Raw genomic sequence first — 13,626 nt, forward strand, 5'->3', positions numbered from 1 at the left:
TCATGAGCAAAGATATTCACGATTCACGAATTCTAATTTTAGATTTTGGTTCGCAATACACTCAATTAATCGCGCGTCGTATCCGCGAAATTGGCGTTTACTGTGAGCTGTGGGCATGGGATGTGACCGAAGAGCAAATTCGCGAATTTAATCCACAAGGTATTATTTTATCTGGTGGCCCTGAGTCAACCACACTAGAGAACAGCCCGCGTGCACCTGAATACGTGTTTAACGCTGGCGTGCCAGTGCTGGGTATTTGTTACGGCATGCAAACCATGGCAGCTCAACTTGGCGGCAGTGTACACAGCTCAGATAAAAAAGAGTTTGGTTATGCACAAGTAGAAAAAGTGGGTAACTGTGCATTATTCGATGCAATTGAAGATCATATTACCGATGGCGGCAACGGCGTTTTAGACGTGTGGATGAGCCACGGCGACAAAGTAATGGAAGTGCCGGCAAGCTTTAGCACCACAGCTAAAACACCAACGTGTCCGCATGCTGCTATGTCTAACGAAGAAAAACGTTTTTACGGCGTACAATTTCACCCAGAAGTAACGCACACTCATCAAGGGCAACGTTTATTAGAGCGTTTTGCAATTGATATTTGTGGATGTGAAAAGCTATGGACACCTGCCAAAATTATTGATGATGCTATTGAGCGCATTAAAGAAACCGTTGGCGATGATGAAGTTATTTTAGGCTTATCAGGAGGTGTTGATTCATCTGTTGTAGCAATGCTGATCCACCGTGCAATTGGCGAAAACCTAACATGTGTATTTGTTGATAATGGCTTACTTCGTTTAAACGAAGGTCAGCAAGTTATGGACATGTTTGGTAATAAATTTGGCTTAAACATTGTTAAAGTAGACGCTGAGGAGCAATTTTTAGCTGACCTTGCAGGCAAATCAGATCCAGAAGAAAAACGTAAAGCCATTGGCCATACGTTTATTAATGTATTTGATGAGCAAGCTAAAAAGCTTAAAAATGCGAAGTGGTTAGGACAAGGGACTATTTACCCAGACGTAATAGAATCAGCCGCTTCAGCCACAGGTAAAGCACACGTAATTAAATCTCACCACAACGTGGGCGGCTTACCAGATGACATGAAAATGGGCTTAGTTGAGCCATTACGTGAATTATTTAAAGATGAAGTACGTAAAATTGGTTTAGAGCTTGGTTTACCGTACGACATGCTTTATCGCCACCCGTTCCCAGGGCCAGGTTTAGGTGTACGTGTACTTGGCGAAATTAAAAAAGAGTACTGTGATTTACTACGTCGTGCTGATGCTATCTTTATTGAAGAGCTACACAAAGCTGAGCTTTATCATAAAGTAAGCCAAGCGTTTACTGTATTCTTACCTGTTAAGTCGGTAGGGGTTATGGGCGATGCACGTAAATACGATTGGGTTGTATCACTACGTTGTGTAGAAACTATCGACTTTATGACGGCGCGTTGGTCACATTTACCGTATGAGTTTTTAGGTGTGGTTTCTAACCGTATCATCAACGAAATTGACGGTATCTCACGTGTTGTTTACGATATTTCTGGTAAACCACCGGCCACTATTGAGTGGGAATAACACCCGTCTTTACTAATGGTTAATGCCTTTTAGATTGCAAACATAGTTTTGTTATTTAAATAATAAAAAGTCCGCTTACACGGACTTTTTTTATGCCTAAAAACCGTTAGCTCTTGCCCAATAAACTCATTAAGTGAAGTGGGCTAAGCGGGTTTATTTTGCAGGAACGGGCGTAGGTTGCTCGGTTTCTGTAAGTAGCCCTTTAACTAGGCTAATACAGCCTAAAATTAAAATAATAGTAAAGGGCAGGGCGGCAATAATAGTAATGTATTGCAATGCTTGAATTGAATCGGTGCCACCAATCCACAGCATTAACATAGCAATAATACTGGCAATAACGGCCCATACTAGCTTTTGCTTTATAGGTACTTCTAGTTTTCCGCCTGATGTAAGGCTATCTATTACAATAGAGCCGGAGTCGAGGGTGGTAACAAAAAAGATAATTATTAACGCCACAGCTAAAAGCGAAAGCAGCGTACCAAATGCATAAGCATCTAGCATATAAAACAAGCTAAGCGTTACATCTGTAATGCCTTGATTTGCGCCTAGTACCCCAACTTCATTTATAATTTGATCAATCGCAACACCACCAAAAACCGACATCCAAGCAGTAGTTACAAGGGTAGGAATGAGTAATACATACACTAAAAACTCGCGTATGGTGCGCCCTTTTGAAATACGCGCTACAAACATACCAAAGCAAGGTGCGTATGCAACCCACCACGCCCAATAAAACACAGTCCAGCCATGTAGCCACTGCGTATCTTCTCGGCCTGTGCTGTAGCTTAGAGGAATGATATTTTTAACATAACCTATTACTGCAGTGTATGCAGAATCAAGTACCGTGGTAAAGTTTAAAATAAACACTAAACCCAGAAACACAAAGGCTATGCCCATATTTATATTACTCAGGAGTTTAACGCCACCGTCCATACCGCGCACAATAGAGAGGATAGCCAAGCTCATAATTAATAAAATAATGCCTTGTTGTAATAATAAAGAGCTTTTAAAACCGAGTACGTGGCTAATACCACTGGCTGCTTGTGCCCCGCCTAAGCCTAACGACGTAGCAAGACCAAAAAGGGTTACTAATACCGCCATTACATCGATAACATCACCTAACTTGCCCCATACTCTATCTCCTAAAAGCGGATAAAATATTGAGCGCATAGAAAGCGGTAAGCCTTTGTTATAAACAAAATAGGCTAGGCACAAAGCGGTCATACCGTAAATTGCCCACGCGTGCAGACCCCAATGGAATACAGTTGCCCCTAAAGCTATTTCTCGGCCTTGCTCGGTAAAGGCCTCTGCATTGAGAGGCGTGCCAAACCAGTCGGTGTAAAAGGCGGTGGGCTCTGCCACACCCCAAAAAATAAGGCCTATACCCATGCCTGCAGCAAAGAGCATAGATACCCACGATAAGGTTGAATAGTCTGTAGTTGCTTTATCGCCGCCAAGGCGAATTTTCCCCAGCGGTGAAGCGGCAATACCTACTGCAAACAGCAGTAATATATTGGCGCCCCACATAAATACGTAGTCAAAATTAGTTAGTGCGGCATTTTTTATTGAGTTAATCGCCTCTTTAGCTTCGTTAGGTGAGAGTGCAAGTAGAGTAATTATAAAAAGTAGAGATAGGCCAATAGAAACAGAAAATACATTAGTATGAATATCCATGCCCCATTTGCTAACGTTATCTTGTCCTACTTGGTAATCGGTTGAATCGATACTGTATTTTTTTGATTTAAACTTCATATAACACGGCGTGAACTACCAGCAACTGCTAATAGTAAAGCTCCTCCATATTTGCATTGTGAATGACCCGCGTAAGTAAGATACATGATGAAATATGCAATTAGGTGGTAATACCAATCGACTTAAATACTTAGCCTTTCTAGCGAGCTAAATAAAGCGCTAACAGCGTTATAAATTTCTCAGGTAGAGCAACTACATGTAAAAATTAATGCCTTGTAACCGCTCTATTTATCTGTCGCTATAAGCGACTAATAACTTAACACGATTGGTATAACGCGGATCCCCTAGACGCTAAATTGTATCATAAATGCTGCCAATGTTATTGATTTGTTTATGTATACAGCGACTCCACCAAGCTAAATCGCTATAAAAATAACTAGCAGCAAGTGTAAATACACCATGCTAGCTAAAGTATTTAACACTTAAGAAGAAATTTACAGCATAGCGTTTGGGCTAAGCGTAGGTAAAAACAGTACCGCGGTTATTAAGCTCGTACGTTTTTAAAGCACATACTGCAGTTTTAATTACGCTAAGCTGAGCAGCATTTATTTTTTTAAAGGTGAGTGCTGCTAAAGCTAAAGTGGCTTTACAGCGCTATTTAGCTTGCTAATTCAGCGTTTTGTATAATTTAAAAGCAGTTAAACTAAAAAGTTAATTTTTTACTTTACCTTTTCTAAAAGGTCTCTATAATTCGTCGACATTGCAGGGGCGTAGTTCCAATTGGTAGAACAGCGGTCTCCAAAACCGACGGTTGGGAGTTCGAATCTCTCCGCCCCTGCCATTTCTTCTTTACATCGTTTTTATTACTTCATATATTGTTCTAGTGTTTAATCTACTGAGTTGTTATGCATCCACGTTACGCAGCTATTTTTGGTATAGAAAACCTTGAACTAAATCAGCATTATCGTCCTAAAAATACTGATCCTACTTTAGCCGTTTCACAAAGCACTCCAGCTGAGCCTTTAGCGCTGAGCAAGCAGTTATTAAGTGATATACGTTTTAGTGCACCTTCTTTAACAATTAATCATGTTTTAAAAGGGGCAGACATACAGTTAGCCGACGATAAGCTTACACTACCAACCTCACAGCTCAGTGCTTCTGATAAGCGCGCTTTATGGGCTTTAATGAGCACACACCTTGATAAACTTTAAACCTGTAAACGAAAGCGCAATAGCACAATTAATGGCTATTGAAACAGCCTGCCACTCTCATCCTTGGTCTCTTAAAACAATGAGCTCTTGCATGGGCGGCCGTTACTTTAATTTAGCGGCGTTTGATGAAAACACCCTGGTAGGTTTTTATATAGGTGAAAAGGCAGGGCCTGACTTTACCCTTATGGATATATGTGTAACGCCCAGTGAGCAAGGTAAAGGCATTGCAAGGCAGTTACTTAGCCAGTTTATTGAATATGGCGAGCAGCAAAATGCTGAAAACCTTTTTTTAGAAGTACGCGAATCAAACGCGCGTGCAATAACGCTTTACGAACATGCTGGCTTTACGCAAATGTCGGTACGTAAAAACTATTACCCAAGCGATGAGCCCTCTAAAAATGGCTATGAAGACGCCATACTAATGGGTATGGCGCTTAACTTAGGGTTTAGTTAAAGGGTTAAATTAAGCGCTAAATAAACGTTTAAAGTAAAACGCGTATTTTTAGGCTGTTACTTTACTTTTAGCTATGGTTTGCTCAATAGCATTAATTAAATTTACAATTAATGTGGGGCGCTGCGCTTGGTCATTACTAAGCAGGTTTTCTTCTAGTAGCGCTGCACTGTGGTAAATATCGTCAAAATTAAAGCAACCAGCACTGCCTTTTAAGCTATGAGCTACGCTTCGAAGCGCCTCTGCATCGTTACTGGCTTTTAAGCTGTTTACCTTTTGTAAGTAACTTGGCAGGTTAGCCACATAGTTATCGTTAATTTGTTGAAACTTTTCACTTTTTAGTAAACTATCCCACTTGTTCTGATTATCTTTTTCAAGATTTAAGTAACTGACTAGCACGTTTTCAAGCGCGTCTTTATCAATGGGTTTTGCCAGCGCTTTATCGCAACCTGCCTCAATGTATGTGTCTATATCATGGTTCATTACGTTGGCAGTAAGCGCGATAATGGGCCCATCGTAGGCTGCATGACGTAGCATTTTAGTTGCCTCAAGGCCGCCCATTACAGGCATTTGCATATCCATAATAATTAGCTGGTAGTCGTTTACTAACGCCATTTCTACTGCTTGTGCACCATTGTTAGCCATATCTGGCTCTAGGCCCCAGGTTTGTAAAAGCAGTTTTATAAGTAGCTGGTTATCGGGGTTATCTTCGGCAACTAATATGTTGGCATCAAAACTAGAAGTGGCAAACGACAAGAAAGGGTCTTTTTCTGGAATAAGCTGTGCTTGCTCAGTTAAAAGCTCTAGTGACTGTTTAGGCTCGTTAATATGGCAATCAACGGTAATAGCAAAGCGACTGCCTATGCCAATTTCGCTTTTTAAAGTAACATCACCACCCAATAATTGCGCTAAGTTTTTAGAAATACATAAACCTAATCCTGTGCCTCCAAAGCGGCGCGTGGTGGTGGCATCAGCTTGTTCAAAAGGTTTAAATATACGCTTTATTTGGTGCTCAGACATACCAATACCGGTGTCTTTAACAACAAATTCAAGCTGCTGCTTACTTTGCAAATAGTGCACACAAATTGACACCTTGCCTTGCTCGGTAAACTTTACGGCATTGCTGGCTATGTTTATCAAAATTTGTTTTAAGCGCGTCATATCACTATAAATAGTGCGCGGTAATGGCAGCTCGTAATGAATGCTAAACGCCAGTTGTTTTTCGTGTGCTAGCGGTTCAATAATTGATTCTATATCGTGAACCAGCTGCACTACATTAAGTGGTGCTTGCTCTACAGCGAGCTTTTCTGCTTCTATTTTAGATAAATCGAGTATGTTGTTTATTAGCTCTAATAAGTGTTTAGAGTTGCGTAAAATGGTATTTAAATGCTGTTTGTCGTTAACCACTTTATCGTTAATTAATAACTGCTCGGTAAAGCCCATAATGGCTGTAAGTGGGGTGCGAATCTCGTGACTCATATTTGCTAAAAAACGGCTTTTAAGCTGGTTTGCTTGCTCTGCTTGAGCTATGGCAAGTTCAAGCTGGCTGTTCATCGCTTCGAGCGCTTTAGTACGGCTTTCTACTTTGTCTTCTAGATGGTGTTTATATTCTTCTAGCTGTTCTTGGTAGTGTCTTATTTGGTTGATCATGTGATTAAAATCGTTAAACAACACCCCAACTTCATCATTTGTATGAGCAGGTAAATTTACCGATAAATCACCATCACCTACACGGTGGCTGGCGGCCCCTAAAAGCTCAATTGGGTTTAGCAGTAAATTGCGCACAACCACAAAAATAAGGATAGGCAGGGTGATCACCGAAATTATCACAATTAAGCCTGTGATTAAGCTAATTGCCTTACCCGATTGATAAAGCACGCCTTTTGGAATGGTTGATACAAAGTAATAACCGCCACTCATTTGTACGGCAAATATCATTCTTTCTATTTTATCTATGCTCGAAAGCTCAATAGTCGAAAGGGTGCCTACATCGGCTAAATCGTGAACCTGCTCAAGCTCGTGCTCGGTAATATATTGCCCGCGTAAGCTGTAGTCTGAGCTAAATAAAATTTGCCCGTCGTTGGTTAGCAGTAAATTAAGGGTGTTGTTATAAGGCGCCTCTAAAATACTGGTGTTTAATATAGAAGGCTCAACTTGCAATACTATAAAGCCAAGTTGTTGTGGGCGTTTTAAATAGTAATCAACACTTTGTACGCGCTGTACAAAAAATAAGTTGGTGGTGCCGTCGTTGTTTTGCACCATAAATTGTTGTTGGCGCAAATTACTTTGCAGTACTTGCTTAAAAAATGGGTATGACTGCGGTGCGGTTGTTAAATTATTAGAATAATACGCGTCGCTTTTACCACTGGCCGAGACTAAGTTAATACTAATTATATCTGGGTAGGCTTCGCTATAACTGGCAAAAACATCCATTAGTGCCCCTAAGCGGCGGGTATAGCTGCCATCAGCATGAATGTCGTTTGATAAAAAATCGTTTAAAACAGGCGAGGTAGACAGTAGTTTTGCTGTTGAATGAAACGAGTCTATGTAGTTGAAAACCTTTTGCTGTTGCTGCTCAACAAAGCGACTCATTATAAGATCAGCCTGCTTTTGTGTTGAGTTGGTTACGTTAGTTAATGTAAAACCACCTAAAAACAACAAGGGTAATATAACAAGCGGGGTTATATACCATAATAATCGAATACTTAACTTACTGGTTTTCATGACCAAACTACTTATCCTCCGTGCAATCTAGCAATGATATGCGTTACGACTTTATTACACAAGAAGCGTAAGCTGATTTGGGTTAATTTAGCGTAAAAAAAGTGTGTATATAATTGGTTTAAATACGGCTAATGAGCACCTTAAGCGAGATTATCTTTCAAGGCGCTATATTTAGCTTTGTTTAAATAAGTTAGCGGCTGCGCTGCTTGGTTTTTTAATTATATAGCTAACAGTGCAGTATCAATGCCTGTCATAAATTGAGCGCAAGGGGTAAACCTATAGCGCTATTTTTATATTTATTAGTGTTTAGCATAATGTATTAAAATATGCGTTGTTAGGGCATTGGCATTAAGGGTAATTTAGCCACGTTTAAAATTAATGCGTGGCTTTAAAATGCTATTTATTTAAAGTATTACACATTTAAAAATTAGTTCTTTTGAGTGTGAGCCGTACCGTAAGAGCGCACTAAAAAGTTTATTGCTACTTCTACCCAGCGGTCTATATCTTTTTTAAGCACTGGCTGATCGGGGTGAGTTAAGTACATTAAATGTAGCTCACTGCGCATTAAGGCTACAAATAGGTTAGTGGCTTCTTCAATGTTTAATTCTTCAAAATCCAGCTCTTTAGATTCCACTGCCGCTTTTAAATAACTAGAGACCTTGTCTTTTACCACCCGCGGGCCAGAGTTATAAAACATATGACCTAGGGCGGGTAAGCGGGGGGCTTCAGCAACAACAATTCGGTATAGAGCCATGGCTGTCTCTGATAGAGCGATTTGTAAATAAGCATGCCCAAGGCGGCGTAAGTTTTCTGTTAAGTTGCCTGGCTTAAACGTTATATTATCGATTGATGCTGTAAATATTTCGCATTCGCTTTTAATGACCGCTAAAAATAAAATTTCTTTATTTGCAAAGTGAGCGTAAACCGTCGATTTTGATACGCCTGCCTCACGTTGGATCATGTCGGTGGTTGCACCATTAAAACCATGAATTAAAAATATTTTACGTGCAGCGTGTAATACCGTTCGTGCTTTTGCACCAAGCTCTAATTCACTTGGAGGCAGAGTGTTTTGGGCATTAGTAAGCGTTTTTGTCATTACATTTCACCTTGACATAATGTTAAATTACGCCTAGCATATCAAACCGAGCGGTACAGTTCAATTTGAGCTTTAAGTTAAGGGTGTTTTTAGCAGCTGTTAACTATCGGTATTACCCTGTTTAAATGTATTTAAGGTGTGACTAGGCAGCAATTAGCGTGCTTAGCTTTTTTTTGCTTATCGCTCGAACCGAGCGGTACAGTACATAAATAATTGTGTTATTAATTTAGGATTTAAAAATGGCTAATCAGTGTCTTAATAAAAGACTTTTTAATTATTCGCGGCATTCAGCTATTGCGCTTACATTAGCTGCGGCTTTGTCGGGTTGTGTAGTGGGTCCTAACTTTGAAGAGCCTAATACAAATATAAACAACGATGCTATAAAGCCAACTCCCGAATTTACTCAGCTACAACGCGGTAATGCTGAATTGGCGTGGAATTGGTGGACAATTTTAAACGATCCTATTTTAACGGAGCTAGAGCGCAAAGCACAGTTAGGTAATCTTGATTTACAGTTAGCATCAAGCCGAATTGCCCAAAGCCGCGCGGCATTGGGTATTGCATCGGCAGACCGCTTACCCAGTGTATCTGCTGGGTTTGACTACAAGCGCGAAGGGCTGAGCGAGAATGGTAAATTTGTTGCACTTGGTGCGCCCTCAGACCCTGATAACTTTTGGCAGCTTGGTTTTGATGCCAGCTGGGAACTTGATTTATGGGGCCGTAATAAACGTGTTGAAGAAGGGGCCGTCGCTATGCTGCAGGCCTCTTTGTATGCGCGTGAAGCCGCGCGTGTTAGCTTAGCTGGCGAGGTGGCTAAAACGTATTTTTTACTGCGCAGTGCGCAAACGCAGCTCAACATAACACACGAAAACAAAACCATTGCAGAGCGTGTGTTAAAGCTTGCACAAAGCCGCGAAAAAAACGGTGTAAGTACACGTTTTGAAACAATTAGTGCAAAAGCAGAGCTGGCAACAATTAATGCTGCGCTACCAGAGCAAACGCAGCGCCGTAATGTGTTAATGAACGCGCTTGCGTTGCTAGTAGGTGAAAAACCACGTGCCTTAAATACTTTGTTAGCCGAGCGTATTGCTGCGCCTGTTATGCCAAGCGAAATCCCTTCGGCTATTCCATCAGAGTTTGTGAAACGCCGCCCAGATATTTTACAAGCGCAAGCAAACTTACACAGCGCTGTTGCCGCTATTGGCGCGGCCGAAGCGAATTTTTACCCACGCATTACTTTAACGGGCTCATTAGGAGTTGAAGGGTATGCGCAGAGTGATTTATCAACCTGGGATTCACGTGTTTTTTCAGTGGGACCAAATGTTTATTTGCCTATTTTTCAGGGTGGGCGCTTAAAGTCACAGCTTAAGCTTACTAAAGAGCGCGAGAAAAACGCGGCATTAACGTATCGTCAAACTGTACTAAAAGCGTGGCACGAAGTTGATAACGCAGTAGATGGTTGGGCTGCGCAGCAAAATCACCATCACAAAGTTGAAATTGCTCACGACTTTAATAAGCAGGCTTTACAAACCGTTGAAAGAGCCTACCAGCAAGGGGCAGCCGACTACCTTAGTGTTTTAACGGCGCAACGTAATTTATTAGCAAGCCAAACTAAGTTAAATAACAGTGCAACCAATGCCTCGATTGCGGTTGTAAATTTGTATAAATCTCTCGGTGGTGGCTGGAACCCAGACGCGCTACCTGAAAGTGCGCTTGCGCCAATGTCAGCCAAGGCGGAGGGCGAGTAATGAATGCAGTCACGATTAATGTGCCTGTACAAAATGCAGCACCTGTTGCTAAGCCCGCAGGGCCATCAAAACAAGCACTGGCTGGGTTATTAGGCATTTTTATTGCCGCTATGATGGCGGGTTTAAATAACCGAGTAGGGGCACTTGGATTAGCAGATGTGAGGGGCGTAATGGGGGCAAGTTTAGATGATGCCTCTTGGCTTTCAAGCGCCTATACCGTTGGGGAGCTAATCGCTATGCCTTTTGCTTCGTGGTTTGCCATTACGTTATCGGTTAGACGCTTTCATATTTCTATGGTGACTATATGTGGTGTTATTGCGGCTATTTTGCCTTTTATTCATGATTTAAACTTATTAATTGCACTGCGTTTTGTGCAAGGAGTAAGTAGTGGCGCACTCATTCCTATATTAATGATGGCTGCACTTAAATTTTTACCCCCTAACATACGTTTACACGGTTTAGCGCTTTACGCGATGACCGCTACATTCGCCCCAAACTTAGCTATTTGGCTAAGCGGGCAGTGGGCTGATGTGTTATCGGACTGGCGCTGGATTTACTGGCAAGTTATTCCGCTTTGTATTATTGCGGGCTCACTAACTGCGTGGGGGTTACCAAAAGAGGGCGTTAAATATGCGCGCTTTAAAGAAGGAAACTGGTTAGGCCTAGTGTGCGGCGTATCGTCTTTGACGTTAATTGCCATCGCGCTTGATCAAGGTGTGCGTTTAGATTGGTTTAATTCATCGCTTATTAGTGTGTGTGTTTTTGGTGGGCTAATTTTATTTGGCTGCTACGTATTAACCGAGTGGCAGCACAAAGCGCCATTTATGAGACCGCAATTATTAGGCCGGCGCAATTTAGGTATTGGTTCTGTACTGCTTACCATGTTGCTAGTGGTGTTGATGTCGGGCTCAATGTTGCCCTCAACCCATTTAGCCAGTTTGCATAGCTATAGAGCACTACAGCTAGCGCCAGTAGGGTTATTAATTGCGCTACCACAACTTGTACTTGGCTCGGTAGTGGCACTGCTTTTATACAAAAAATGGGTAGACGCCCGTATTGTGATGTCAATTGGATTATTTTTAATTGCGCTGGCCTGTTTTAGCGGCGCACAAATTACGCCTTTATGGCATCGCGATCAATTTATCACAGCGCAGCTGTTGCAAGCATTTGGCCAGCCCATGGCAGTGGTCTCTATTTTATTTTTAATGACCAGTGTACTAGACCCAAGCGAAGGGCCGTTTTTTTCGGGAACCATAAACACATTACGTGTGTTTGGCTCGCTTATTGGCGGGGCTGTTGTGGGGCAGCTATTAACGGTGCGCAGTCATTTTCATAACGAAATGCTATTAGATCGCGCCTCACTGGTCGGTAACTCATTGGCAAACACCATACCTAATGAGCAATTAGGTGGCGTTATTGCCCAGCAATCGTTAGTGATGTCGGTAGGTGATGCCTACTTGGTGCTTGGTGTGTTAGCACTTGTATTAATTCCGCTGGCGCTATGTATGAACTTTGTACCAGCCCCGAATCTTAATAAATCTTAAATTTTAATCGTTGAGTAATATATTATGGCCTTACCAAAAGTAGTTAAATTAACCGTTACAGCAACTATACTTGCCGTTGTTGCAGGCAGTATTATTTATCTTAATAAACCTGAGTCGCAAAGTGCAACTCAAACAACTGACGATGCCTACGTGCAAGCCGACTTTACCTTTGTGGCGCCTCAGGTATCTGGCACGGTAGATCAAGTACTCATTAAAGATAACCAGCGAGTACAAAAAGGCGATTTAATTGCCACCATAGATAATCGCGATTTTGTAGTGGCCCTAGATTCCGCTAAAGCCCAAGCTAATAGTGCTAAAGCTAGTGTAGCTAGCTTGCAAGCTAAGCTAACTTATCAAGATTCGCTGGTACAACAAGCGCAAGCTGCGGTAGAGGCCGATACTGCATCACTTAAATTAGCGCAGTTAAATTTAAAGCGTTATACCAACTTAGCAACCGATGGCTCAGGCACTGTGCAAGCACGAGAAGAAGCACAAGCAAAGCTGGCTATTCAAAAAGCAAACTTGCATAAAAACCAAGCAGGTCTTGCAGCAGCAAAGCAGCAGATTGAAATTTTACGTGCCGATATCGAAAAAGCCAAAGCCGTACTTGTACAAGCTAAAGCACGTGTAGTAGATGCCGAGCTTAAGTTATCGTATACCCAAATTACTGCGCCTATTGATGGCATAGTTGGCCAAAAATCGGTGCGTGTAGGGGCATATGTAAACCCAGGCAGCCCGCTATTGGTTGTTGTACCGCTTGATAAAGTGTTTGTTAGTGCAAACTACCGTGAAACTCAGCTAGCTAATGTAAAAGTAGGGCAAGCAGTTGAAATAAAAGTAGATGCACTACCAGGGCAAATTTTACGCGGCCATGTTGATAGCCTAAGCCCTGCCAGTGGCGTGAGCTACTCAGCCATTGGTGCTCATAACGCCACGGGAAACTTCACCAAAATTGTGCAGCGTTTACCGGTTAAAATTAGCTTAGATGCAAACCAGCCGGCGCTTAAGCAGTTACGAGTAGGTATGTCGGTGGTACCAAGTATTTCAATAACGCAGTAGCACATTGCGTTAATTACAGGGCCAGTAACCATGTTGCTGGCCCTTAAAATTAGTTACTCCTTCCTTTTGCATATAAAGCCAAGATATTTTTGAGTTAGATAGCACACTTTTATACCGACTCCTGTTACAATTGCCACTATTAAAAAATTAGCTATATGGCGTTAATTGTTGTCAATTTATTCACACTAAATTGCTCAAAGCCCAGTTAATAACGATCAACTTAACGGGTTGCCTTGCATACACTCAATGTTATGCATGTAACTTGGCATCAAACTAAAAGAACTTATTAATGGCAGACCAGAATATTATCAACGAAATTAGCAAGCGAAGGACTTTTGCAATCATATCGCACCCTGATGCCGCCCAGCCTTTCAACGCTTAAAACCACCTTTCATTGCACACCACAATCACATCTCTACGTACTGAATTTAAAGGCTTTTTGTCTTTTTCTCGTTTCTTTGCTTTTCAATGATGTTCAAGCGTAACCTCGGAAAGTGTGTACAAACTTGAGTACAAATCGC

9 protein-coding genes and 1 tRNA gene are annotated in these 13,626 nt (G+C 41.6%); 7 read left to right on the forward strand and 3 right to left on the reverse strand.

From position 1 onward, the window contains the following. The first annotated feature begins 2 nt into the window (after positions 1 to 2). Positions 3 to 1,580: a glutamine-hydrolyzing GMP synthase gene (gene guaA, locus MTN96_RS02020; protein ID WP_024033152.1), complete on the forward strand. Its 1,578-nt coding sequence runs from the start codon at positions 3 to 5 to the stop codon at positions 1,578 to 1,580. A 153-nt stretch (positions 1,581 to 1,733) separates the two neighbouring features. On the opposite strand, the gene MTN96_RS02025 is transcribed toward guaA, so the two are convergent. Next, the gene (locus MTN96_RS02025; protein WP_096739171.1) at positions 1,734 to 3,332 is read right to left on the reverse strand and encodes a BCCT family transporter; all 1,599 of its coding nucleotides are present in this window, start codon (positions 3,330 to 3,332) and stop codon (positions 1,734 to 1,736) included. Between the two features lie 704 nt (positions 3,333 to 4,036). Here MTN96_RS02025 and MTN96_RS02030 point away from each other — a divergent pair. From MTN96_RS02030 to rimI, 3 genes are all read left to right on the forward strand, one after another. After that, positions 4,037 to 4,113 (forward strand) — tRNA-Trp (locus tag MTN96_RS02030). A gap of 64 nt (positions 4,114 to 4,177) precedes the next feature. After that, positions 4,178 to 4,483, forward strand: a complete 306-nt coding sequence (locus MTN96_RS02035) for a hypothetical protein (protein WP_055252829.1) — start codon at positions 4,178 to 4,180, stop codon at positions 4,481 to 4,483. Further along, positions 4,470 to 4,937 carry a ribosomal protein S18-alanine N-acetyltransferase gene (gene rimI, locus MTN96_RS02040; RefSeq protein ID WP_029772791.1) on the forward strand — a complete coding sequence of 156 codons (468 nt, stop codon included), beginning with the start codon at positions 4,470 to 4,472 and terminating at the stop codon, positions 4,935 to 4,937. The genes MTN96_RS02035 and rimI overlap by 14 nt, the downstream gene beginning before the upstream one ends. Before the next feature lie 48 nt (positions 4,938 to 4,985). Here rimI and MTN96_RS02045 read toward each other — a convergent pair whose 3' ends face one another. Beyond that, the gene (locus MTN96_RS02045) at positions 4,986 to 7,658 is read right to left on the reverse strand and encodes an ATP-binding protein (RefSeq protein WP_248530601.1); all 2,673 of its coding nucleotides are present in this window, start codon (positions 7,656 to 7,658) and stop codon (positions 4,986 to 4,988) included. A 427-nt stretch (positions 7,659 to 8,085) separates the two neighbouring features. Then, complete coding sequence (locus tag MTN96_RS02050; protein ID WP_248530602.1) at positions 8,086 to 8,754, reverse strand: TetR/AcrR family transcriptional regulator; 669 nt, start codon at positions 8,752 to 8,754, stop codon at positions 8,086 to 8,088. Between the two features lie 239 nt (positions 8,755 to 8,993). Between MTN96_RS02050 and MTN96_RS02055 the strand changes: the two genes are divergently transcribed. From MTN96_RS02055 to MTN96_RS02065, 3 genes are read left to right on the forward strand one after another with little or no spacing between them, the layout of a single operon-like run. Next, complete coding sequence (locus MTN96_RS02055) at positions 8,994 to 10,502, forward strand: efflux transporter outer membrane subunit (protein ID WP_248530603.1); 1,509 nt, start codon at positions 8,994 to 8,996, stop codon at positions 10,500 to 10,502. Next, the gene (locus MTN96_RS02060; protein WP_248530604.1) at positions 10,502 to 12,046 is read left to right on the forward strand and encodes an MFS transporter; all 1,545 of its coding nucleotides are present in this window, start codon (positions 10,502 to 10,504) and stop codon (positions 12,044 to 12,046) included. The genes MTN96_RS02055 and MTN96_RS02060 overlap by 1 nt, the downstream gene beginning before the upstream one ends. A 24-nt stretch (positions 12,047 to 12,070) precedes the next feature. Then, complete coding sequence (locus MTN96_RS02065; RefSeq protein WP_248530605.1) at positions 12,071 to 13,105, forward strand: HlyD family secretion protein; 1,035 nt, start codon at positions 12,071 to 12,073, stop codon at positions 13,103 to 13,105. The last annotated feature ends 521 nt before the right edge of the window (positions 13,106 to 13,626 follow it).

Source organism: Pseudoalteromonas sp. 2CM28B, assembly GCF_023161935.1.

Coding starts and splice junctions, on each gene's coding strand:
- guaA (WP_024033152.1), top strand. CDS start 3: ATGAGCAAAGATATTCACGATTCACGAATTCTAATTTTAGATTTTGGT.
- MTN96_RS02025 (WP_096739171.1), bottom strand. CDS start 3,332: ATGAAGTTTAAATCAAAAAAATACAGTATCGATTCAACCGATTACCAA.
- MTN96_RS02035 (WP_055252829.1), top strand. CDS start 4,178: ATGCATCCACGTTACGCAGCTATTTTTGGTATAGAAAACCTTGAACTA.
- MTN96_RS02045 (WP_248530601.1), bottom strand. CDS start 7,658: ATGAAAACCAGTAAGTTAAGTATTCGATTATTATGGTATATAACCCCG.
- MTN96_RS02050 (WP_248530602.1), bottom strand. CDS start 8,754: ATGACAAAAACGCTTACTAATGCCCAAAACACTCTGCCTCCAAGTGAA.
- MTN96_RS02055 (WP_248530603.1), top strand. CDS start 8,994: ATGGCTAATCAGTGTCTTAATAAAAGACTTTTTAATTATTCGCGGCAT.
- MTN96_RS02060 (WP_248530604.1), top strand. CDS start 10,502: ATGAATGCAGTCACGATTAATGTGCCTGTACAAAATGCAGCACCTGTT.
- MTN96_RS02065 (WP_248530605.1), top strand. CDS start 12,071: ATGGCCTTACCAAAAGTAGTTAAATTAACCGTTACAGCAACTATACTT.